Source organism: Variovorax boronicumulans (assembly GCF_029892485.1).
GTDB classification, from domain to species: domain Bacteria; phylum Pseudomonadota; class Gammaproteobacteria; order Burkholderiales; family Burkholderiaceae_C; genus Variovorax; species Variovorax boronicumulans_B.
The window spans coordinates 163,295-185,801 of the sequence record NZ_JARXVG010000004.1; the positions used below are offsets into that span (position 1 = coordinate 163,295).

General features: G+C 61.6%; 20 protein-coding genes. 4 read left to right on the forward strand and 16 right to left on the reverse strand.

Features of this window, described 5'->3' with window-relative positions; all coding sequences use genetic code 11:
- Positions 1-122 precede the first annotated feature (122 nt).
- Positions 123-620: a polyhydroxyalkanoate granule-associated phasin gene (locus M2282_RS11255; protein ID WP_280808876.1), complete on the forward strand. Its 498-nt coding sequence runs from the start codon at positions 123-125 to the stop codon at positions 618-620.
- 24 nt (positions 621-644) lie between these two features.
- Here the strand turns inward: M2282_RS11255 and M2282_RS11260 are convergent, their stop codons facing one another.
- The 4 genes from M2282_RS11260 to M2282_RS11275 all read right to left on the reverse strand — a co-directional run bounded on the left by M2282_RS11260 (position 645) and on the right by M2282_RS11275 (position 4,342).
- On the reverse strand, positions 645-1,892 hold the full coding sequence (locus tag M2282_RS11260; RefSeq protein WP_280808877.1) for a metallophosphoesterase: 1,248 nt from the start codon (positions 1,890-1,892) through the stop codon (positions 645-647).
- 134 nt (positions 1,893-2,026) lie between these two features.
- Positions 2,027-2,521: a hypothetical protein gene (locus tag M2282_RS11265; RefSeq protein WP_280808878.1), complete on the reverse strand. Its 495-nt coding sequence runs from the start codon at positions 2,519-2,521 to the stop codon at positions 2,027-2,029.
- 125 nt (positions 2,522-2,646) lie between these two features.
- A complete protein-coding gene (locus M2282_RS11270; protein WP_280808879.1) occupies positions 2,647-3,090 on the reverse strand; it encodes a hypothetical protein in 444 nt (147 codons plus the stop codon).
- A gap of 313 nt (positions 3,091-3,403) precedes the next feature.
- Positions 3,404-4,342, reverse strand: coding sequence for a LysR family transcriptional regulator (locus M2282_RS11275; RefSeq protein ID WP_280808880.1), 939 nt, complete (start codon positions 4,340-4,342; stop codon positions 3,404-3,406).
- 116 nt (positions 4,343-4,458) lie between these two features.
- On the opposite strand from M2282_RS11275, the gene M2282_RS11280 reads away from it, so the two are divergent.
- A complete protein-coding gene (locus M2282_RS11280) occupies positions 4,459-5,406 on the forward strand; it encodes an alpha/beta fold hydrolase (protein ID WP_280808881.1) in 948 nt (315 codons plus the stop codon).
- 65 nt (positions 5,407-5,471) lie between these two features.
- On the forward strand, positions 5,472-6,263 hold the full coding sequence (locus M2282_RS11285) for an SDR family NAD(P)-dependent oxidoreductase (protein WP_280808882.1): 792 nt from the start codon (positions 5,472-5,474) through the stop codon (positions 6,261-6,263).
- Positions 6,264-6,534: 271 nt separating this feature from the next.
- Here M2282_RS11285 and M2282_RS31095 read toward each other — a convergent pair whose 3' ends face one another.
- The 4 genes from M2282_RS31095 to M2282_RS11300 all read right to left on the reverse strand — a co-directional run bounded on the left by M2282_RS31095 (position 6,535) and on the right by M2282_RS11300 (position 9,961).
- Complete coding sequence (locus tag M2282_RS31095) at positions 6,535-6,744, reverse strand: antitoxin VbhA family protein (RefSeq protein WP_432422892.1); 210 nt, start codon at positions 6,742-6,744, stop codon at positions 6,535-6,537.
- Positions 6,744-7,001: an AbrB/MazE/SpoVT family DNA-binding domain-containing protein gene (locus M2282_RS11290; RefSeq protein ID WP_280808883.1), complete on the reverse strand. Its 258-nt coding sequence runs from the start codon at positions 6,999-7,001 to the stop codon at positions 6,744-6,746. The genes M2282_RS31095 and M2282_RS11290 overlap by 1 nt, the downstream gene beginning before the upstream one ends.
- A 69-nt stretch (positions 7,002-7,070) precedes the next feature.
- On the reverse strand, positions 7,071-7,814 hold the full coding sequence (locus M2282_RS11295) for a PIN domain-containing protein (protein WP_280808884.1): 744 nt from the start codon (positions 7,812-7,814) through the stop codon (positions 7,071-7,073).
- Between the two features lie 497 nt (positions 7,815-8,311).
- Positions 8,312-9,961: an anti-phage dCTP deaminase gene (locus M2282_RS11300; protein WP_280808885.1), complete on the reverse strand. Its 1,650-nt coding sequence runs from the start codon at positions 9,959-9,961 to the stop codon at positions 8,312-8,314.
- A gap of 442 nt (positions 9,962-10,403) precedes the next feature.
- On the opposite strand from M2282_RS11300, the gene M2282_RS11305 reads away from it, so the two are divergent.
- Positions 10,404-11,426 (forward strand): HNH endonuclease, encoded by a 1,023-nt coding sequence (locus M2282_RS11305; protein ID WP_280808886.1) that lies wholly within the window; start codon positions 10,404-10,406, stop codon positions 11,424-11,426.
- Positions 11,427-11,745: 319 nt separating this feature from the next.
- Here M2282_RS11305 and M2282_RS11310 read toward each other — a convergent pair whose 3' ends face one another.
- The 8 genes from M2282_RS11310 to M2282_RS11345 all read right to left on the reverse strand — a co-directional run bounded on the left by M2282_RS11310 (position 11,746) and on the right by M2282_RS11345 (position 22,504).
- On the reverse strand, positions 11,746-12,933 hold the full coding sequence (locus M2282_RS11310) for a Wadjet anti-phage system protein JetD domain-containing protein (protein ID WP_280808887.1): 1,188 nt from the start codon (positions 12,931-12,933) through the stop codon (positions 11,746-11,748).
- The gene (locus M2282_RS11315; protein ID WP_280808888.1) at positions 12,930-16,373 is read right to left on the reverse strand and encodes an SbcC/MukB-like Walker B domain-containing protein; all 3,444 of its coding nucleotides are present in this window, start codon (positions 16,371-16,373) and stop codon (positions 12,930-12,932) included. Before M2282_RS11315 ends, M2282_RS11310 begins: the two co-directional genes overlap by 4 nt.
- Positions 16,370-17,047 carry a DUF4194 domain-containing protein gene (locus tag M2282_RS11320; protein WP_280808889.1) on the reverse strand — a complete coding sequence of 226 codons (678 nt, stop codon included), beginning with the start codon at positions 17,045-17,047 and terminating at the stop codon, positions 16,370-16,372. The genes M2282_RS11315 and M2282_RS11320 overlap by 4 nt, the downstream gene beginning before the upstream one ends.
- The gene (locus M2282_RS11325; RefSeq protein WP_280808890.1) at positions 17,044-18,537 is read right to left on the reverse strand and encodes a Wadjet anti-phage system protein JetA family protein; all 1,494 of its coding nucleotides are present in this window, start codon (positions 18,535-18,537) and stop codon (positions 17,044-17,046) included. Before M2282_RS11325 ends, M2282_RS11320 begins: the two co-directional genes overlap by 4 nt.
- Positions 18,519-19,352: a helix-turn-helix transcriptional regulator gene (locus tag M2282_RS11330; RefSeq protein WP_280808891.1), complete on the reverse strand. Its 834-nt coding sequence runs from the start codon at positions 19,350-19,352 to the stop codon at positions 18,519-18,521. The genes M2282_RS11325 and M2282_RS11330 overlap by 19 nt, the downstream gene beginning before the upstream one ends.
- 190 nt (positions 19,353-19,542) lie before the next feature.
- Positions 19,543-21,045 (reverse strand): SAVED domain-containing protein, encoded by a 1,503-nt coding sequence (locus M2282_RS11335; RefSeq protein ID WP_280808892.1) that lies wholly within the window; start codon positions 21,043-21,045, stop codon positions 19,543-19,545.
- 8 nt (positions 21,046-21,053) lie between these two features.
- Positions 21,054-21,986 (reverse strand): AAA family ATPase, encoded by a 933-nt coding sequence (locus M2282_RS11340; RefSeq protein ID WP_280808893.1) that lies wholly within the window; start codon positions 21,984-21,986, stop codon positions 21,054-21,056.
- Positions 21,986-22,504 carry a hypothetical protein gene (locus M2282_RS11345; protein ID WP_280808894.1) on the reverse strand — a complete coding sequence of 173 codons (519 nt, stop codon included), beginning with the start codon at positions 22,502-22,504 and terminating at the stop codon, positions 21,986-21,988. Before M2282_RS11345 ends, M2282_RS11340 begins: the two co-directional genes overlap by 1 nt.
- Between the last annotated feature and the right edge of the window lie 3 nt (positions 22,505-22,507).

Below are 22,507 nucleotides of genomic sequence, written 5' to 3' on the forward strand. Positions count from 1 at the left end.
GCGCGCATTTCGTGCCTTGAAAGCAGGACTTCTTCTCTTACCGGGCTTGTTTTTGTTGCACCGCAGCAATTGCAACTCGCGAGGCCTATAGTGGGTTCTCCCTCCCCCACGTATCACCTCACATGTCATCTCTCAGTTCCACCGCCCGTCTGGCCAATCCGCTCATGCAGTGGCTCGACCTGGCCCTCAAGACCAACGAGATGCTGCTGTCCTCCGGCTCGGTGATCCGCATGCGGACCGAGCGCATCGCCAAGGCCGGGCTCACGCCCAGCGCAGCCGACCTGGCGGAGTTCCAGCTCATGGGGCACGAGAAGCTCGCCGCCGCAAGCGAGTCGGGCATTGCGATGGTCAAGCAATGGCACAGCAGCCATTTCTCGCTGGCCAACAAGGCGCTGCAGCAGTGGCTCCAGAGCACGACGGCCTTCTTCTCGATGGCCGGCAGCCTCACCCCCGCACAGGCCGCCGCGCGCAGCGATGCCTTCGTGCAGACCGCGACCCGCACGGCGACCGCCGCCGGCCAGCTTTCCGGCTTTGCCGCCCGCATCGCTCGCGAAGGGCTCAAGCCCATTCATGCCGCGGCCACGTCGAACGCGCGCCGGTTGGCCGAACTGCAATCCTGAAGAAGAAACAGCGCTGAGGGCCGCTCAGGCCCGCGCGGGCACCAGCGTCAGCAGCGTGATTTCCGAAGGCGCGCCAAAGCGCTTCGGCGGACCCCAGTACCCGGTGCCCCGGCTCACATAGACCCACATGTCGTGCAAGCGGTGCAGGCCCGCCGTGAAGGGCTGCTGCATCGGCACGAACAGGTTCCACGGAAAGAACTGGCCGCCGTGCGTGTGGCCCGACAGCTGCAGCTGGTAACCCGCAGCCGCCGCCACCATCGCGCTTCGCGGCTGGTGCGCCAGCAGCACGCGCGTGTGCACCAGCGGCGGTGCATCGAACAGCGCCAGGTGCGGATCGCTCGCATGCGCCGCGTCGAAGTGCCCGGCGGTGAAGTCGGTCACGCCCGCCAGCACCAACGCGCTTTCGAACAGTTCCTCGTCGTTCTGCGCGCCGCGCACATTGCGCGTTTGCAGCACCACATGCTCGTTGAGCAGCACCTTCAGCCCGAGCCGGCGCAGCTCGTCAATCCATGCATGGGCGCCCGCGTAGTACTCATGGTTGCCGGTAACCACGAAGGTGCCGTGGCGCGCGCGCAGCCTTGCGAGCGGCGCGATGTGCTCGCGCAGTTCGGGCACCGTGCCGTCCACGAGGTCGCCGGTGATCGCGATGGCATCGGCGCCGAGCCGGTTCACCGCATCGACGATGCGCTGGATGTAGGCGCTGCGGATCGTCGGCCCGACGTGGATGTCGCTGAGCTGCGCGATCGTGAAGCCCTCGAGCGCCGCCGGCAGCCCGTGGATCGGCACCTCGACACGCTTCACGCTGGCCGTGCGGCGCGCATTGGCAAAGCCGACCAGAGAAGTGCCGGTGGCCATCGCCAGCACCGCCAGCGCGCTCCATGGCAGGAGCGCATTCCAGCGCACCTGCGCCACACCGAGCGCACTCACCAGCCATGTGATCAGGAGACCGCCATCGCGCAGCAGCGTCAGCACGAACATCGACGAGAACCAGCCCATGCTGATCAGGCCAACCCACTTGAGCACCTCGCCCACTGAGGCATGGGCCACGATGCGGCGCGAAACGAAAGGCAGCGGGATCGTGAAGGCCGACACCGCCAGCAGCACCAGCACCAGCGGCCAGGCGGGCGTGAGCGTGGCCAGCGCGGGCAGGAGGCGCAGCGCTATGTAGACGTGCAACAGCGCGGTCAGGGCGCTCAGGGGGCGGATCGGCATCGGGGCAATGGGTTCGGGCAGTGCCCGGGATACACCACCTGCAAGGCGCATGCCGCGCATTCAAGGTGCCCGATGAGGCCGTGTTCGCTATTTTTTCTATAGCGCACGATGCCCGGATAGCGGGCGCTGCGGCTTGGCGAGCCTCGGCATCTTGCGGCCTGCCGCACGCCGGGCCGGCGCCCGGCACCGCCGCGTCACTGCACCGTGCGCGTGCCGGCCGAGGCCATGTCGGTGCCCGCAGGCCATTCGAAGACGGCCTTCGCAGCCGCGCCCTGCAGCACATGCACCGATTGCTTCAGCACCTGGCTGCCGATCCGCGCCTCGACCTCGTAGGTGCCCGGCTCCAGCCGCGCCACCATGAACGGGCCGCCCGACACCACGTTGTCGAGCAGCGCGGTGCCGCGGCTGTCGCGCACCGTGACATGCACGCCGGCCGCGAAATCGGCGTTGCCCTTGTGGTCCTTGACCGCGAATTCGAAGGTCGCGGGCCAGCGCGGGGACACGGTTTCCATCAGCTGTGCCTCATCGCTGCCGATGCCGCCGCTCATGTACTCGACGCCGTGCGCCATGTGGATCGGCGGGTTCTCCGCCGCCTGGGCCGACGAAAACGCGCCGAGCAGCACGGCGCCGCACAGCATGGCAACCGCCAGCGGGCGCTTGCTCGAAGAAGATGAAAAACGGGAGGTCATGGTCCTGAATCCTTTCCTGGTCGTGGTGGCGAGAAGCCACGGTGCCAATGTGCGGCGCACGGCTTAGGCAAGGCTGACCACAGGCCGCGGCTTGCGCGCGGCCCGAGGTGGATGGAGGACGCCGCTCAGCGAGCGACGGAGGTCTGCGCCAGTGCCTGCGGCATCGGCGGCGTGACCGAGGCCATGTCGAAGTTCGAGGGCCAGAGGAACGAGGCGCGGGCCGGGCTTCCGGCGATCACGATCAGCGACTGCGTGAGCGTGAGACCGCCCAGCGTGACGTTCACGTCGTAGGCGCCCGGGTCCAGGCGCGCGAGCATGTAGGGCGACTGCGTCTGCACGTCCATCACCGTCTGTCCGGTGTATTTCTGGCGGATCTGGACCGAGGCCTTGGCCGGGAACCCGGCGAGCTGCGCGCCCTTGCCGTCGCTCACGCCCATCTCGATGGTCGCGGCCCAGCGCGGCGCCACCATTTCCATGAACTCGGCCTCGCCCTTGGCGGCACCGCCGCACATGTACTCGATGCCCTGCGCCACCTGGATGGGCGGGTTCGTGAAAGCGTGGGCCGGCAAAACGGCCCCGAGGAATGCTGCTGCACCGCCCAGTACCAAAGCAGCCAGTGGCCGCCGGAGACGCTCAGGGTTCATTGCTTGTTGTCCTCGATCTTGCATGACGTGAAATCCGTCGAGGATTTTGCTTAGCAAGAGTCGGGCTAGATATAGCGTTTACGAGGAACGATCCTCGAAACAGAGTTGAACGCTATTGTTTTAATAGCTGATGACGGCCGTATGACGGGCCTCGGGGCTGGTTTTGGGGCCTGACCTCACGGAAACCCTGAGGCGCAACGGTTCTGGGGCCTGGTCCGCACGAGTGCATGGGCTGTGTCTACGGCGGTGCGTGGCTGCGGGCAGCGTGCTGTGGCTCATGGCCCAGCGGCGAATCCCGAAAAGCCTCGACCAGAAAGTCCACCATCACACGCACCTTCGCACTGAGATGGCGGCGGCTCGCGTAGATGGCCAGGATGTCGATCGGGGGCATGCGGTAGCCGGGCATGACCTCGACCAGCCGGCCGGCCTGCACGTCCTGGCCGATCACGAAACGCGGCTGCCAGATGACGCCGCCACCAGCGAGCGCCGCGGCACGGGCGGTGTCGCCGTTGTTGGCCCGCAAGGCCCAGCGCACGCGCACGGATTCCATCGTTCCGCCGGGGCCGGCGAACTGCCACTCGTCGGACGTCGCGCCGTACGTGTAGCCCAGGCACAGGTGCCGCGCCAGATCCGCCGGGACCATGGGCATTCCATGGCGGGCAAGGTAGTCGGGCGAGGCGCAGACCAGGTTCTGCGAGCAGCCCAGGCGGCGCGCGATATGGTTGCCCGACGTGGTCCGCGAGATCCGGATGGCCAGGTCGTAGCTCTCTTCGACGATGTCCACCACGCGGTCGATGAGGGCGATGTCGAGCTCGACGTCGGGGTACTTCGCCATGAACTTCGGCCACAGTGGCGCGAGCACCAGGCTGCCGAAACTCAGCGGCGCGTTGATGCGCAGGCGCCCGCGCGGCTGCAGCGATGCGGTGGTCGCCAGAGCTTCCGTCTCCGCCACTTCCTCGAGGATCGACTTCGCCCGGTCGAACAGCGCCTCGCCGCCTTCCGTGAGCGACAAGCGGCGCGAGGTGCGGTTGATCAGCCGGGTGCGCAAGTGCGCTTCCAGCTCGTTGACGTAGCGCGTCACGTTGGCCGGAGAGGTGTCCAGCGCATCGGCCGCCTTGGTGAAACTGCCCCGCGCCACCACGGTGACGAACACCTCGTACGCACGCAAACGGTCCATGGGAGTTGCTCCGATCATTCAGCAAAGCTGAATGAGTAAACCACTTTCGGGTCCTTCCTGAAAGCGAAGCTGAATCATAAATTCGTGTCACCCCCACCGACCGAAAGGAAGTTTCCATGACCGACACCCCTCCCGCACCCACCCGTCGCGCACTGATCGCCGGCGCAGTCGCCGTTGGCGCCGCCCTGACCATGGGTCGCGCGGCGCACGCCGCACCGGCCGCCGACGCGGTGCCGGGCTTTCGCGCAGGCAGCGCCGAGGTCAACGGCACCCGCATCCACTACCGCATCGGCGGCAGCGGGCCGGTCGTCGTGCTGCTGCACGGCTATGCCGAGACCGGGCACATGTGGAACCCGCTGATGCCGCTGCTCGCAAAAACACACACCGTGGTCGTGCCCGACCTTCGGGGCGCCGGTAATTCGTCGAAGCCCGAGATGGGCTATGGCAAGAAGAACATGGCCGTCGATATCCACGAGCTCGTCCGGTCGCTCGGCATCCGCAGCGTCAGCATCGTCGGCCACGACATCGGCCTGATGGTGGCCTACGCCTATGCCGCGCAGTTCCCTTCGGAGACCGACAAGGTGGTGCTCATGGACGCTTTCCTGCCCGGCATCGGCCAATGGCAGAACGTCTGGCTCTTGCGCGACCTGTGGCATTTCCATTTCCACGGCCCGACGCCGCTGGCGCTTGTGAAGGGGCGCGAACGCATCTATTTCGAGCACTTCTGGAACGACTTCGCGGCAGACCCGAAGCACTCGGTGCCCGAAGCCGATCGCCAGTTCTACGCCAAGGCCTATGCGCAGCCCGGGGGAATGCGCGCCGGCTTCGAATACTTCAAGGCCTTCGAGCAGGACGCGGCCGAGTTCGCCGAACTGGGCAAGACGCCGCTGCCCATGCCGATGCTGGTGCTCTCCGGCGAAAAGGCCGGCGGAACCTTCCTGATCGAGCAGGGCAAGATGGTTGCGACCAACGTGCATGGCGTGATCGTCAAGGGCTCTGGACACTGGCTGATGGAAGAGGCGCCGGAGCAGGTCATTCCGGCGCTGATCAGTTTCCTGGGCTAGCGGAAGATGGAGTGAACCGCAGAGCGCAGGGTGCGCCAACGTCAAACTGACCAAGGAGAATTGATATGGACCTTCAACTCGATGGCAAGCTGGCCCTGGTAAGCGGTAGCACAGCAGGAATCGGCTATGCAATCGCGCGCACGCTGGCCCAGGAGGGCGCAAGCGTGATCGTGAACGGCAGATCGCAGGCCGCGGTCGACGAGGCGGTGGACCGCATCCGCTCGGAAACGCAAGGCACGGTGCTCGGCTATGCCGGGGACCTCAGCCGGGCCGACGCTGCCGAGGAAGCCGTGCGTCGCCACCCCGGCATCGGCATCCTCGTGAACAACCTGGGCATCTTCGAGGCCAAGGCCTTCGAGGATATTCCCGATGAAGACTGGCAGCGCTTCTTCGACGTCAACGTGCTGAGTGGCGTTCGCCTCGCACGCCTGGTGCTGCCGGAGATGAAGCGCGCGAACTGGGGCCGGATCATCTTCATCTCCAGTGAAAGCGCGGTGCAGATCCCGACCGAGATGATTCACTACGGCATGACCAAGACCGCGCAACTCGCCGTGTCACGCGGGCTGGCGGAATCGGTCGCCGGTACCAACATCACCGTGAACAGCGTACTTCCTGGCCCCACGAAATCGCGCGGCGTCGGCGACTTCGTGGAAGGCATGGCGCGCTCGAGCGACAAGAGCTTCGAGCAGGTCGAGGCAGAGTTCTTCGACCACGTTCGCCCGACCTCGCTGATCAAGCGCTTCGCCTCGCCGCAGGAGGTGGCCTCGCTCGTGGCCTACGTGGCAAGTCCGCTCGCGTCAGCGACCACGGGCGCTGCCCTTCGCGTCGACGGCGGCGTGGTCAAGAGCGCCTTCTGACGAAGGCACGGTTCTCACCCACGAAAAGCGCGAACCGTGGTGCGCCCTGGCGGGACGGCCTTCTACTTCATCAATGACGGGCCGGAGCGCGCGATGGCGTTGGCCCGGGAAGCCGCAGGCGATCGCTCTGTCGGAAGTCACGAAAAGTGAAAAACGCAGCGTTGATTTCAAACGCGTTTTTCAGTTTCCGTGTCGCAACGTTCTCGGAACGCGCCACCATTATTGAAAAAATCCCGCAGTCTCGCCACGAAAAGTGAAAAATTCGTGCAGCTCACGAGCGATCGTCAGGGGCGACTGCGCGCGTGGCTCGCTCAAGGCTGGCGGTAATGGCTTGCTCGTATGTCATTCGTCCTTCGACGACCGCGTCGCAATCCGCTATGAACTCGGGTGTTGGCGCATGGCCCGAGATCCGCGTGTTCGCCAACGCTTGTGCCATCGCAAGCTGCCGAGATAGCTGACCAAGAGCCATAGGTGCGCTCATCAAAATATCTCACGTCCGTAAGGAGCGAACGCCATGGCCTCTCCGCCATGCAAAGTGGGATCGAAGCGCGCCAGGAGTTCCGCCAGGGAGTCCTTCGAACGATCGACTCGCCGAACCATCACACCTCCACGGACCGCTTCAACGGTGATGCGCATACCAGCAGCGAGGCCAGCCGCCTCAGCAAACGGTGCGGTTAGGCGAATAGCGAGGTCATCGTCCAATTGTTCGACGATGCCGTTCATCTGTGCGTGGATCATAGGTTTCATGCTCCTTGAGGCATTGTCGATGATCAACGTCGCTGCTGCCAGGTCTCTAGAAGGCACCCCTCAGGGTAGGTATGTCACCTTGTCGCCGTCGATTGCAACGATGCCGGACCTCTTGAGATGTGCCACTGCTTCTGCAAGCGTTGCTTCGGATGCATCTTTTCCGAGCATGGCTTCGAGATGCCGAAGGAACGAGGCTTTCTTCTGGGGCCGCTCCGCACCCATTTTCCCGAATGCCTTCGCAACACGGCGCAGTCTTGCCGGAACGCTGCTGTTCTTTGCAGTGACCAACTTTTTCGATGGTGTGGCCATCGTGGCTGCGGGCTTCTTCTTGGGCTTCGTTGCTTTCTTGGCAACCGCCTTCTTCGCTGGCGCTGCCATCTTTTTAGCAGTTGGCTTTTTAGTCGTAGCGGCCGTCTTGGGTGTAGTCTTCTTCGCTGCGTCGTAGCCTTCACGGCGGACCTCAAAGCCGAGTGCCACAGCGTGCTCGATCATGGGCTCGTAGCCTTTGTCATTGGCGATGACCACAAGCCGTGCGTCGGGATGCTTCGCTGCGACATACCCAAGATAGAACGAGAGGTGAAAGTCGAGCGCGTTGTTGCCCGTCCGGGTGATGGGCACCAACGTAGCCCGATCTCCGATCAGAGTCTTGAAGGTCTGGCTCAACTTCTGTTGGTGGGGGCCATGGAAGATCCAGGCATCCGCGAAGCCAGGGGCCAGCTCATCCAGAAGAGCCGCTGGTGGCTGCACATTTTCAAGGTCAACCAGTACATGGACCAAGCTTGGCATCGCGGGCCCTTGGGTCATTTTTCGTAGATGACTTCTTCGCCGTCGAAGATGTCCTGAGAGGACAGTGAGATGCTGACGCGCTCGAAGAACATCACAGCAGGCATCTCGATCTTGTACGGCGTAGCGGCAACAGCTTGCCGATCTCGACTACTGCCTCACCACTGTCGTGGTTACATGTTTCGGCTAGATAGCCCCTGACCCGGACCGCCTTACGGGTGAGTTGCAGTGACGTAGGCCACCGCCCATAGCTGATGGATCGCTTGCGGCAACAACTCAAGAACACACCGCGCGAACAGAGCATGCTCTGCCGGCCGCACAGGCCCTAGTGCGACAGGGACGCCAAGTATTTGGCGCTGATGGCTTCGTATATAGATTTGTCCTGCGGAGTTGCTTCGCGGGAGGGGCTAGGCTGTTGAACTGTGGGAGGGCTAGCTGCTTGGCCAGCTTCAGTTCGCCCAGAAGTGACAACCACCATGACCGGTAGTTCCATTTGTCGTGGGCTCATGTCGGCTTGTTTAGGCATTGAGACTCTCCTTATCCACCAGGGGGGGCAGCTTTAACTGTTTGCTCTGGATCTCCGCGACAACCACCTCTTCAAGTCGGGGAATCGCCCTCAAACTCACGTGTGTTGTAGGCAGTGCCTCGAACTGACCAGCCAATTTTAACAGGCCACCGCTCTTGCGGTCACCAGCTTCGAAAAGGTCGATGAAACGGCGGGGAGCAATGCCGTCGAACTGCAAAAGCCGTACTTTCCATGTTTCATCCGCAGCCTCGGTGAGCGCGTCGCTGTGCAGGCGCGTCGCCAAGCTCTTACGGTAGGGCTCAATGTAGATCACCTCATCAATCCCCGCTGCGACGATGTGCCTCGCGCAAGAATGGCAGGGATATGTGGTAACAAACAGACGTCCACCGACCAAGCCATGTCCTCCGCTGCGGCCAGCGCTCAGGATTGCATGCATCTCCGCGTGCACAGCGCGGGAGAACTCGATCAAATCCTTAACCCGCGTGTCCGCTACGATCGCGGCAATAGCCGCTGTCTCCTTCCCGGGCTCGATGAATCCCTGCTCGCGCAGACTTTCCACGATTTTGGCTGCTATGGCCTCTTTCTCTGCGTCGTTGTGGCACTTGTTCCCCTTCTGGGCGTAGCAGCGTTCGTCTTCGAGGGCCTGAGTAGGTTGCGTTGCGGATATACGCAGCGCTGGCTTGCCGTACAAGCCACCGCCGCTTCTAGGAACATCATTCCAGCCCACCGAAAGTAGCTCTCCTTTAGCTGAGGTGACAGCGGCACCAACTTGGCGAGAAAGGCAAGCCGAATTCCTGGAGGCCGATGCCGCCGCGTACATCGCGTTCTCGTCAGCTGTCGGGGTAACGACTGCAGTACGAAAGATCAATCGAAAAAACCTTCTCAACTTAGCAACTAGTTGAGCGACCGCATCAGGTTCCTTCGGGCCATTGACTGGATAGTCGACCCGAATGAACAGATCGCACCTTGGAAAAGTGTCCCTGACCGACTGACCATGAGAGAACTCCTCCCCCGAGTCCGTATCAATAAGTCGCTCGATGTCATCCTCGTTGAGGTGCCGCAGCGCCTCCAGATTTTTCTTCCGGACCTCAAGGGGCGAAAACACACCGATCGCGAACAGGGCATCTCCGTAAATCAGCCGTAGTAGGTCCAGCTCCGCCCGGTTCTTTACGGAATCGATCACATGGCAGATGCGTTGTGCGCGTATGCGCAGTTCCGGCGCGGTGCCCGCCTCATTCGCAACATCCTGGAATTGACCATATTGCTTCTGTCGATCTGCACTGATCTTCGCGATGGCAAGCTTCGTGAGAACGTCTGCGCCGTGAGCATGCCTCAGCTCGTCACCGGCCTTGATCAGCGATGTGATCTCTGCAAACTTACTCGTTTGATCAACGGCAATACTGACTTCCTGGGCGTTCAGGCGAATCAGGTCACTCAATCGAATCTTTTCCGCCTTGTAGCCAAAGTCTCCGAGCGCCGAAACGGCCTGATCAGCAGCGACATGTAATGGTGAACCAATCGGGCCACAGAGAGCGAGCACCAGTTCTGGGGTAAGACTGCCGGACGCCTCAGATGTACTATCCACTTGCTTAGGTGCAGATGAGGAGTTTGTCGCCTCTTTTGCGAGCGGAATTGCACCCATATTTGGCCTTCCGGAACGCTGAGAGCGCCCTCAGATTATTAAAAGTACAGTTCTTATACGTTGTTCGATAGGTCTTTGGCTATACAGCCTTCTACTGACCTACGCCGGCAATCCATGCTCCAGAGCGTCTGAGGCAAGTAAGCCGACAACTTGCTGTGCAGAAATTTCCTAGTTACTTACCAATGCTCATGATTTGCCTCAGCAGCGGTTCAATTTGATGGATTTGCTCCACTCATCCTTGGAAATCTCCGCGATCAAGCCGCAGTTCGCAATCGCTCGCCCGCTATCGGGGCGCGAGATCTGGGGACAATCCAATAGTGATGCGACGGAGCGTAGCGCCCATGATTGGCTCTGGCGATCATGCGTACCAACGACGCCAACTCCACGTTGTACCAAACAACTTTGATGGCAATGTCGCCGCTTACGCGCTATGGACGATGCCATGAGAGCGCTCTCTCAATGGACTGAAGGATTCACCTTGTCAAACACCGAGCAGGGCCCGTCTGGTCCTTCCCAAAGAGTCGCCAAGCGCTTGTTCGCGCTCTCCGGAAATCGCTGTGCGTTTCCGAAGTGCGGGGTGCAACTCGTTCAGGAAGCAACCATTCTTGGCGAGATCAGTCATATCAAAGCTGCAAGCCCAAACGGGCCGCGTTATGACCCGAACCAAGCGCCCGCAGACCGTCACGATTTCGACAACCTGCTCTTGCTCTGTGCCAACCACCACAAAGTGGTCGACGATGACGAAATCTCTTACACAGTCGAGCGTCTCTTGATCATGAAGCGGTCGCACGAGTCGGCGATCCAACCTTTGACAGACGACGACGCGAGCGCTGGCGCAAAGCTCTTCCTTTCCATTGGGCAATCCGGTGGATTGGTTGCTGGCACAGTACACGCGCAAACAATCAACATTCATGCTGCTGACAGGAGTCGTGCTGGACATTTCGCAGGCGACACAGCATTGGCGCTCTTCGTCCCAGAGCTTGCACGCTTGCTTGCGCGGCAGGTCTACGTCCTAGATCGGGCCGTAGCCAACTTCATTTGCTCCTCTGCCGGGCAACCCCCACCGTCCGATCACTGGACAACGTTCAGACCTTGGAAACCTCTTCTCTATCGCAGTGCAGCCCAGACTCGGGACCTGGCGCCCGCTGACGCCGCGCTGCTCGCGGAGTTCTTCGAGAGCCTCGCGGAAATTGACGATCTGGTCATGGGCTGGCAGGAAGGTGCGACTGTGTGGGATGTCAACGTATGGAACTTCCTTATGCAGAAGATTGAGAGAAGCGTCGTTGCAGGACTACGCGCCGCCGAGCGCTTCTGCCCTGACCGCCAATATGACACGACGATGCCAGCATCTGGAACTCTGAGAGCCCGCGCTGAGGTTAGCGCGTCCAACGTACGAGCCGCACTGGACGCACACATTCGTCGATACACAGCGAACGCGACCAACGCTAGGTTGACACGTCAATAAAAGTTCTTGTTGACCGGCCCAACGACCAGGCTTCTGACTCACGCCGGAAGCGGCTTCCCATGCGGTACAGGCAGCGTCTGGAGAAAGCAGTCTCTGTCCTTGCCCGACTCGCAATCCGTTTGCTCGCCAGCAGGGTCGACGGGGTATAGAGCAATGGACTTCATCAGCGGCAGCCTGAGCATCGGACGACGCATCAAGTGTCTGACGAACTGGCGCGGCCGTCGTCAATGGCAGCTGACGCTCTGGATAGTGGCGGTTTTCGCCGACTAGCTATATAGGCGGTATGCCACGAAGGCGAACAGTTTGGTTGGCGGCGAGATCAGCCTTCCTGCTCGGCAACGGTTTTGGTGCTTGCGAGTTCAAGTGCTAGGTCGTGCCACCCCGCTTCACTCGCATACTTCGCCATTCGCTCTACGACACTCGGCGCGGCTGGGCGCTGCTGTGATTTTGGGATGTCCGAAGGCCTCATCTTCCATGGCTGCAACACCTGACCGGCCTCCGCGGCGCATCGACTCAAGAAGGCCGCAATCCGGAACCCGCCCTCGTCGATATCACCCCAGTGATGCACAGGGATTCCCGCAGGCAGCCCCATGAGAAGCCTGATGTACATCGCCCGCCATGCTGGCGATGGCATGCCGCCCGTGAAGATGCACAGCGCATCGGAATCGCAAAGTTGGCGCGCGGTAACGTGAAAGGTCGTTTGATTTTCGATGGTTAGGACCTTGCTGGGTATCGAGCCCAAACCGAGCACCGTCGACGGCGGCAAGGCCCCGTAGGGACGGTCCAACGGGAACTCGCCGCGCTCTCGGCGGACAAGAACATAGCCTGCCATGCGAACCGGCTGCTCTTCACGGTAGAGTCCGAGCTCCTGCAAGACCTCCGGATCTGGACGTGCTTGGTCCTCAGTGCTACCGCTGAGCAAAACATCCAAGGACGCCACGAGAGACTCGATGCGCTTGCTGTCCTTGAATAGCCGAGCGCTGGCATCGCGCACCGGGATTTCCGTGTTGCCGAGCTCCACCTGGGCCCGACAGTAGTCGATGACTTCGCAAGCCATCACCCAATCGGCAGCTTCATCCGGCCCAGTGCCGCGCACTCGTTTGAGTTTTTCCCAGCGAGCGAGGACATCGAGTAGCACCGGATGGGCCTCGAGGCGGGCACCGAACAGCTGTCGAGCCGACTGCACCCGTGTTGAATGCGGGACCTCGCCGAGAAGCAGCGCAACTTTAGCGACATCGACCAGCTCGATGCGCTCGATGAGTCCCAGGGGATCGTGCCGAGGCCGCTGGACCTTGATCGCGCCCTCGGCCTGGCCGTACGCCATGACGGACTCGAAGTCCTCCTTGGCTTTCAGACTCCGCAAAGCGTGGTAGTCGGCCAGTCCGGAGGCCGTCAGGGCTGGAAGCCGTATTGCAACGCCGGCCTCGTGCTTGTCCGCAGACTTGAGCAGCCGCTCCAGCGCTTTTCTGGCCAGCGGATCCATCGAGGCCTGGTTCGGGATGCTCACGCCGCTACACCTTCGGCCGGTGGACTCTGCGGCTGGAACTGCCTAGCGATCTCCTGAGTGATCAGATCAGGGTTGAACTCCGGCAGGTCCGCGCGGAACATCTCCCGCAGAGACGCAGAGATGTCGTGCCCCTCGAGCAGTACCACGTTGCTCTCGGCGTCCCGCATGATGTCGTAGTAGCGGTCGAGGAAGGCGGTCAACGTGCCCAGGGCGTCGCCGGTGCTGGCCATGAAAATCTGCAGGCCGAGCTCCTCGAAGTAGCGCATGGTCGCCACGATGTTGCGTGGGTCCATCTTGATGAAAGCTTCGTCGATCACCAGCAATCGCATGCCGGTATCGTCCCCGCGCTCCAGTCGATAAGCCGATGACATGGCTGCACCGGCGATCACATACAGCGGTGCGCGATGCTCCCCTCCCGAGCCCGATCCGACACGCTTGCTCAGCCAACCGACGTGCTTGCCCGCACCTGTCCCCGCGTCTTCGCGAAAGACCTCGACATCGAAGTCGAAAAACTCGCGGTAGTCGTCCAGAGGCGACTTGACCGCGGCCGCACCAACCACCGTCTTTTCCCGCATCAGGTCCTCGAACTCCTTGGGTATGACGCCGGCACCGCCGAACATGTCGTCGGTCGGGCCGAACTGGGCCACGTCCTTGATGAACTTCAACAGCGCGGCGTAGGCCGGCCGCGCATGCCGGCGGAACTGATATCGCTCCCCATTGGTGAACGTTGGCGCCGCGCGCAAGGCCTGGTTCATGCGGTCGACGGTGTCACCCAACCACTCGAGGTGCTCGTTGAGCGCCACGGCAACATCGTTGCGGAACGTACTCTTGGCCGCGCTCAAGGCGTCTTCCATGCGTGCCTTGTATTCGCGCAGCCCGGTGTCGCGCAGGACCGAGACACGGTCCGTGAGCCACGTGCGTGAGAGCCGCCAGTCGTCACGGGATTCGCTAGGGAGGAACTCGTTGTGCTTGATGAGGAAGCCACCCAGCTTCTGGACGCCACTGGAAGCCTTTCGGCGCGACTCGTCGTCGGCCGCCTTGCTGCGTCGACCGCAGTCAGCGGCGATGGCCAGAAACGAGGTCCCTTGCCTGTCCAGCAGCTTCTCCCACTGTTCGGCGGCGAAGTCGGCGTCGTAGCCGTCCTGCGCGCGAGACCTCTGCGCAATCTCCTTCTGAGTCTGCGTCCATGCGCGACGCTTCGCCGTCTCAATTTGCTTTTGTTCGTGCTCACTTTTGGCGGAGCCGAAGTCCTGGATTGCTTGTTTTTCGGCGTCACGCAGCATCACCAACGCTGCGTCGGCTTCGCCAGCGGCCTGGACGAGCAGGCGGTACTCCTCCGTGTCCAGCGATTCGAGTTGCCTGCTCAACATCTGCTCCGTCTCGGCGTCTTTGGCCACGCGGTCGAAGTGATCCAACAATTCCCGCACCTTCTCCTGCTCGCCGCCGATGAAGGGGCCAAGGCTCTGCAAAAGCGCTTTGACCCGGCCGTACACCTTGGCGAGCTCCTCTTTTCGGACCTCGAGCTGGCGGATGCTTTCCGTGATGGAACTTCGGGTCGCGGCGGAGGTGGGGCCGATCTTGAAGTCGATGGGTTTGGTCGGGCGCTTGCGAACGATTTCGCCATCGGCCAGCCGCATCCCATCCTTCGTCATCGCGAACCGGTGAGCGAAGCACTCCTCCTCCGTCTCGGCGCGTTGAGTATCTCCAAACTTGGATCGAAGATAGTTCACTGCGGCGATGCTGTTGCCGGAGATGAGCTCTGCGATCGTGCCACGTTTGGGGCTACCGCGGCCGGCGAACTTGCTGGTCATCACCACCTTCGCCTCGTAGATCCGCGCCCTGCGATAGATGCCGAAGGCCTTGCGCTCGTCTCTCTCATCGACCAACAGCGCCTGCATGTTGGAGCCACCGAGATACGACTCGATGGCCGGTTGCCAGTCAAGTTCGTCGACGCGGACCAGATCGCACACCGGCATTGCATCGATGCCGACGTCCGCCAGTTCACGCCTCAAGTCTCTGGCGGGTTGGTCCAGGGGCGGCTTTCCCTTTGAAACCCGGTCCTGGTTCTCTCGCATCCCGTCGAGCTCGTTCTGGACACTGTTCTGCTCTCTGCCGAGAGCCTGCATATCCGCGAGTAGCTCGTCGCTCACCAATTTCGCGGCGCGCAGCCCCCTTCGGATGGTCGTTTCCACGGCGTCACGGCTCGCCGCCTTGCCGCTCGCCAGGAGGGTGTTGATTTCCTTGAGCGCAAGTCCGGCCGCTTCGCTGCTGTCGGCGACCAGTTTCCCCGGGATTTTCTGGTCGATCGCGCGTCCGATGGCCGAGATGCTGCGGTGAAGGCCGGCCCTCTGGTCGGTGAGCCTTTCCTGTGCAGCGTCCAGTTGCTCCCGGATCAGTTCCGCATCGGCATGCGAGGCGTGCTTGTCACGGACGGAGGCGCATTCCTTCGCATGCAGGTCAGCCTGCTCCACATCACGCCCGGCCTGCTTTTGCTTCTTGTCCGCCGCTTCTAGCCTGTCGGCAGCATTGCCCTCATCCTGCTCCGCAGAAGTTACGGCTTCGTTCGCCACCTCGAGCTCCGCATCCTGGGCCAGGCTTGCCAGCGAGATCGAGTGACAGTAGCGCCTGTGTGCATCGGCGAAGTCGGCTTCGATCAGATCGGCTTCGTCCAATTTGATCTGCACGCTTCGGACAAGGGCTGCCATTTCCTGGAAGGTGTGCAGGACGTCCTTGAAACGCTTGATGTTCGTCGGCCGCGCTTCCAGCACCTGCTGGCGAACAATGTCGTCGACACTCTTGTCGAACTTCATCCGCAGACCGAAACGAAACGCTTGGCGGTACGCATCCAGGCGCGGGGCTCCACGCGCGCCGCGCAGGCGGAAGAGCATGGCGTTGACAAGGCGCTCGGAATCGTGAAAAAGCACTTCCTCGCCATGGGCGCGATGGAGCAGCATCTGACGAAAACTGCCCCAACTTCTCGGTCGCTCCTTGCCATCTGCCGACTCGAGGTGGTCATTCAGAGTCAGATCCACCGGGATGATGAACCGGCCCAGAACATCGTGACTGTCGCGATCACCGCTTGCCGCGATGCAGACGCCGGTCGACAGAATTTCCTGGGTGACGGTGTCATTCCACACCAGGGTGATGTATGTCGTTGCGCTGTCGCGGACACGGGCATCCGGCGAGTCGCCGTACTGTCCGAGGCAGTAGCTGCGGACCGACCGTGTGTTGTGACCGCCCTCATCGGCCTGCGCATTGAAGGACACACCGGCATTGCCGCGGCTGGCGTTGGCACCCAACATGACGATCTGCACGGCGTCCAACAGCGAGGACTTGCCGCTGCCGTTGGCCCCGAAAATGCCGCAATTCATGCCGACAACCACCTCGCGCTTCTCGTAGAGGAAGAACTGCACAACACGGATATAAACCAGCTTCTTCATTGAGTGCCGCCTTCCTCTAGGTCCACTCCATCAGCGGGAAGGCGTTCGGCGTCTCTGGGCCTTTCGATCTCGGCGTCAGGACTCGTGAACAACGCAATGCGTTCCAAAGCAGCCTCGCCCAGGATGTCGGCGATTCCGGGACGGATGATGACCATGTACGGCTGATCGACATCGCGGGTCGGTTGCGAACTCTCGTCATCGGTGGTCCTGGCGATGCCCCAGCGCTTCATCCATTGCATCAACGTCAACAGTTTTCCGCCGGTCGCCAACTCGCGCCCGTCTGTCGCTTGCTTGTACTTGACCTCGAGCGTTACGAGATCGCATGAGACCTCGCCGTTTTCATCGTGATGACCCGAGCGCGTCTCCTCATCAAAGATTTTGCGCAGAACCAGCGCGAGCAAGGTCTGTTCGACCGAGACCGACGAGCTCTTCGTGTGCTGTGAAATTGCACACGCGTAGCGAAGTTGACTGTTGACCCGCACCGTGTAGCCCAGAGGCTCAAGCGCACGCTTGAATTCGCGCTCGAAGTCGCGGATCAGCCCATAGGCAACCTTACTGCCGCGGTCGGCGGCGTACAAGACCTGCTCAGTGACGAGCCGGTTAGCGGCGGCTTCAAAATCATCTTCGGTCGCCACATTGCGTGTGGCCTCCGCTGCATTTGTCCAAAAGCTCATTGGCTTCTTCCTCCCGATGCCTTGATTGTTCTCACGATTTCGAAGGGTATGTGCGTGATGCCTCTGCTTGAATCCTCGTCGCCGTCGAGACGCACCGTGGTGAAGCCGCTGGTCATCGACTTCGTGTTGGCGCGAAGCAGACGGCTTTGGGACGAATTCGCCGCGGCAACAGCGCACAGGACTTGAAGGGCTCGAACCGACTCGATGCTGTCCACATTCAGGGCGAGACTCGAGAGGGAGTCCGCACCGTCGAGCTGTGTTCGGACGAAGGCCGCCAGCTTCGGCAGTGACATCGTGCGTCGGTCTCGCGCCAGCAGTTGCAATCGTGCGCGGGCCTCCTGCTCCGCGGACATCACCTGCTTTCGCAGTTCTCCTGGTGCAGCCCGCTTGTTTTCAAATCGTGGAGACGCCAGCCGCTCGCCACTGATGCATTCACCCGGTGCGAACGGGGCCAGGGCTGCGGCCTTGGCCCCGTGCCTGATGACGGCGCCGATCGCATGCCCAATGAGCTCGTCCAAAGGACGTGCGGCCCTCAGGCGATAGTCCAGGTAGGCCAGTGCCAACTTGTTGGCGCGACGGATTTCATCGTCCAGTCGATCCAGGTATTCGTCGATCCGACGGAGTTCCTCGACCTTCTCAATGTCACGTTCGAACATGGCTTCGGCGCGTTTGAGGTCGCGGCTTGCTCGCTTCTCGAGGTACCACTGAATCAAGCGCTCCCGAATGCCTTGGGACTGCTGTACCTGGGCGGCGACACGCAAGATCTCCTGGCGCCTGGCCAGTGGATGTTCGCGCGTGCGAAGCTCCTTATAGTCGCCAATGAACATGCGTTCGACGTAGTCGTCGAAAAACCGGCGCACGAACTCTCCAGTCGCACTCACGTTGCCGATTTCCAGCATCAGGTCGCGCACGTTGGTACCGGCAATCCGCACATGCTCCAACAGAGCCCGAGACTGCCTGGCAGCCTCTTGCAATGAGGACCCATCCGTGCTCTCGTCGAGCAGTAGCCTCATGTTGGCCTCGATGCTTCGGATCTTGCCAGAGACGAATTCCGGACCGGTGTGGGCGAACTCGATCAGTCGGTTCATGAACTGGGCCACTGCCGGCGCCATCGTCACCATCTCGCGCACGCCCACACGATCCACTCGAAGCCACCCAGCGTCACGAAGCCGGTTGAACACGGCGATGGCCCGGATCGCCAGCGGCGTTGCCTGGGAAACCTCGTCGCTGTCCGGCCCCCAGTCCTGATACTGCAGTTCCTCGGCGATGTCAGCGGTGATCTCACGAGAAACGAAGCCGTTGCTCGGCGGCAAGGGCGCTTCGGGTCCGAAGCGCTTTGCGTGCAGAGCGCACAGCAGGGCCCAGTACTGGAAGCGGTTGGTGGAAGCCAAGGGTGCGAACAGCCGATCGGGAAGTCGCGTGAACAACGGCGGGTGGCGCTCGGCAACTAGCTCCCGGCGAATATGATCACTCAGGTCGGAAACAGCCATCGACGGCACTCCTGCATGTTCTCAATCGCCAACTGGAAGTCCGGAGGCGCTTGGCGCTTCACATCCGTTGCCGCCATGAGCTCCTGGGCCAGATAGTTCAGGAGCGCCGCCCTGCAGTTCTCCACGCGAGCGGCGGCCCCCTTGAAGTACTCGTTCCTCACGACCACCTGCTGCGCAACGCTGAGCTTGGGGTGGGCGATGATCCGGACGTTGATGATCGTGGACCAGGCGACATCGTCTGTCACGTCGGCTGTGCGAGCGTCCGGCAATAGCTTGACCTTGCTCATGCGACCCAGAACGAAGTCGCGGAAATCCTTCTTTTCGACGCAGTAGCCGCGTACATGCCAACGGCGCCCCGTCTTCACGATGCTGTGAGGCTCAATGGTTCGCTCGTGAGGCTCCGGGTTGCCCATGGAGCAGTAGAGGAACTTCACTCGTCGCTGGTCGGCGATGGCCAGATTGAGGCGAGAGAAGGTGTGCGGCGACGTGTGTACGAAATCCCATAAAAGCGGCATCTGCGGATTTGGCCCATTCGACACGTAGGGGGTAAGCATCGCAGTGAGGTGACCCGGCTGCCGCGAGTCGCCGGCTCGCTCGGCCTCGGAATAGGCCGTGAAGGTGGCGACATCAGCCTTGAGCTTCGAATCCCAGGTCGTCCAATCAGGAAATGATTCTCGGAAGTCCCGCAGCCACTCGCTGGCCCGGATCGGACTCAGGCCGTACTCGGCAACGAGCCGACTACGGCTGACTCGTCCCTCCCAAAGAAGGATGCGACCAACCTTGACATTTCTTGCCTCACGGCCGTCGACAGACATGTTGCCTCGTCCAAAGAATGCCGCATTTACGGCATGGAAAAACATATGATATGTATAAACATATCAAATTTCCAGTCCTTGCACCACTGGTTTTGAACGCACCGCAGGCACTGTCTGATCAGGGACGCCCGGTGCACGGCATCGGGCGTTTGCATTTTGAGCTACAGATGGGGCGGCGACGAAGTTCGGGTTAGCAGATGGCGTATGCCGGTACATAGCTCCCACTGAGGGAGCGGCCGAAATCGAATTCGTAAAGAATTACCGGGCCCATTGCTTCGCGATGCTGGCCGAGGAAGAACATGAATCCGTTCGGCGCGGCGGCGAATACGTGCACGGGCTTTCCGCCAGATCGACCAAAACCACGTACAGCTTCAGCTGCCTGGTCGGCCAACGTGGCCGCGTGCTCGCCGCCAGCGACTGTGCGCGGGCCCGCAGGAGTCTGAGATTCCAGATGAACGAGGGTGCCGACTGCTGGAAGATGCAGCACCATGTACTCACGTGCATCGCGGACTGCGGACCGGGCCAGGCTTACCACCAATGCCGTCTCGTCACCGTCGCCAAGGCGTTCGATCGAGATCTTGGCCTCCGCGCCTGTGACGCCATCGTCTGATCGCCAGGTGGATACGCCAGCTCTTCCCTTCTGAATCAGCTCAACCTTTACGGCGGACTTCAGTCCAAGGACTGAGCCCGCAAGGAAGGCGATAGAGGCGTGGGCATCGAGGAAGAGACGCACCTCATGCGCACGCTGCCGAACACCCTTCAAGAATTCGACGATCTTGGGTTGCACTACTGCAGCCCAGTCCTGCTGCGAATGGGGATGCCGTTCGTCGAACAGGTGCTGCAGAGACAAGGTGTTCTCAGGCGTCGCATCCAATCGGTTTCCCGGCCCGTCGCCGAAAGACCGGATCGCGACATTGAGGTACTTGTCGTCGCGCACCGAGCGGATCCATCCCTCTTCCCGGCAAAGCGCCTCGAAATCTAGGCGCGAGAAAGTGCTACGCCCGCTGCTCTTCAGTGCCCGTGCAGCCGCATCGAAGCGAAATTCCACCGTGTTGTTGCAGGAGACCAACCCGACCAAGCGGAAATGCAGATTAACCTCATCGCGCAACTGCTCCAATGAGCGCTGAGACGAGGTGATATGAAAGCCTTCCAGCACGGCACGCAGATCTTCGTCCTTGGAAAGTCCCAGATGCTCGCGCCAGAGCTTACGGACCTTGCCCATCGCGCTGCGATCGGTCGTGCCGTCGAACAATTTGTCCATGCGCAGCGAAAAGTCCTTGCTCGAGACGATGGAGCCGAGCGGGTCCCCCGTCTTGAACGCATCGACCGTGACCAGGGTAAACGCGGAATGCGCAGACGCCGTCGACTTGGCCTGCTTCAGGCGCTCAAGAACCGAGAACTTGGTCGCACCAACGAACGCCGGGTTCACCAGGTCTTCGTAGCCGAAGCTGCCTCCCAGGGTGACGTGGTACTTGATTTGGTGGAAGTCGACCGAAACTCGGCGGCTGCTCATGCTCACCCGCGGCGGGTCGTATCGAACGATGACATCATCGAAGGCTTTGGGCCCGTCGGCCTCGTAGGACACCTCGACCACGTGGGTCTTCTCCGGGTCCCGCAAGGCCGACGCGTGGATCCAAAAGAAGCGGGCCTGGTAATCGTGGCCGTGCCAGCCGGCTTCTACAGCGTTTGCCATCGTTGCCCTCAGCGTGCTTGGTAGACGGGGGTCGGCTGCATGCTCTGAGCCATTTCGATGACGCGTGCCGCGCGGATAGGGGCATCCGGGTAGGCTTCCAGCACTGCAGCCGGCAACAGGCGTTGCGTGATGTCGGAATAAGAAAAGCCATGGTCGCGCTTGGTCGTCTCCCCGGTGGCCTGGACCAGCGCCGTGAGTTCGCTCTTAGAGAACTGCAGCCCGGCCAGATTGCGAGTAAATAGGCTCAGGCGTTGCTCTGTTGTGGGACGGCTAAACACCATGATCTCCGCAGCCCGGCGACGCACGGCAGGGTCGAGCGCATGAAGCCGGTTTGTGCACATGATGACGGCAGCTGGCACGCCGCTGTTGGCGAGCCGGTCAATGCCTCGGATGAAGGCATTCACGCCGGCCTTGTCCTCATGGTGCATCTGGTCCGTCTCGCGGGATTGCGCCAGAGCGTCGGCCTCGTCCACAAGCAAAATGACCGCGCCGCGCGCAACACCGCGTTCCGACTTCAGCTTCTCGGCGACAGACAGTGCCTGTTCGAAGGCCGAAGAAACCAGCTGGGTCATCTCCCCAACCATGCCCTTTCCACGAGAGGCGAGGCTCAGCGGCATCAGGGTGACCGGAATCTTCTGCTGGCGCGCCACACGGTCGCCTATCGTCTCAGCAAGCTCGGTCTTGCCAGAGCCGACGTCGCCGCTTAGCACTACCAGCGGCGGCCGCCGGATGACACTGTCGACCAGCGGACCGGCATCGGCATGATGCTTTTGCTGCCACTTGCGCAGGCCCTCAGGATTGACGAGGACGCCGAGTAGATTGGCAAGAGTATGGATCTTGTCGTCCATGCCGACCAGACGCGCCAGACGGTCCTGCGCGTCGGGATCGGGGAACTCGGTTGCGCGCTCAAACAGGCGGGGTTGGTTGGGGTTGTGGCTCATCAATAACTCCGAAGGGTGGAACGGGCGAGCGCACGGCCGCCCGAGGAATAGGTGCGGTCGTCAGCGAAGTACAGGCTCCCGCCTGCGGTGGGCTGTGCTGCGCTGGTCCGCTGAATGGGAAGGCGGGCTTCGATCTCTTGGCGCTCGCTATCGCTCAGCCGATACCAGGAACTGCTGTGCACCAGATAGCTGTAGAAGCTCGCGCCGTCGATATTCTTGCCCGGCAGCACGCGCCCTGGATCGTCATCGAGACTGCCATCGGCGAGATCCTTGGCGTCATACCTCAGCGTCGGCTCAATCCAGACTCCATTCCTCTTGAAGCCATAAAGGACGTACGACACACCACCGTGCTTGAGCAGCTCGGTCAGTTCACCTTCAAGGTTGGTGATATAGGTGTCGCTCGGTGATCCATAGAAGCGCTGCATGCGCTTGAGATCGGTAGCGACCTTGGCCGCCAAGTGGCGGGCGTGGGTCAAGGTGAACGTCTTCGCTTCTGAGACGGTGTATGAATAGCTCATGAT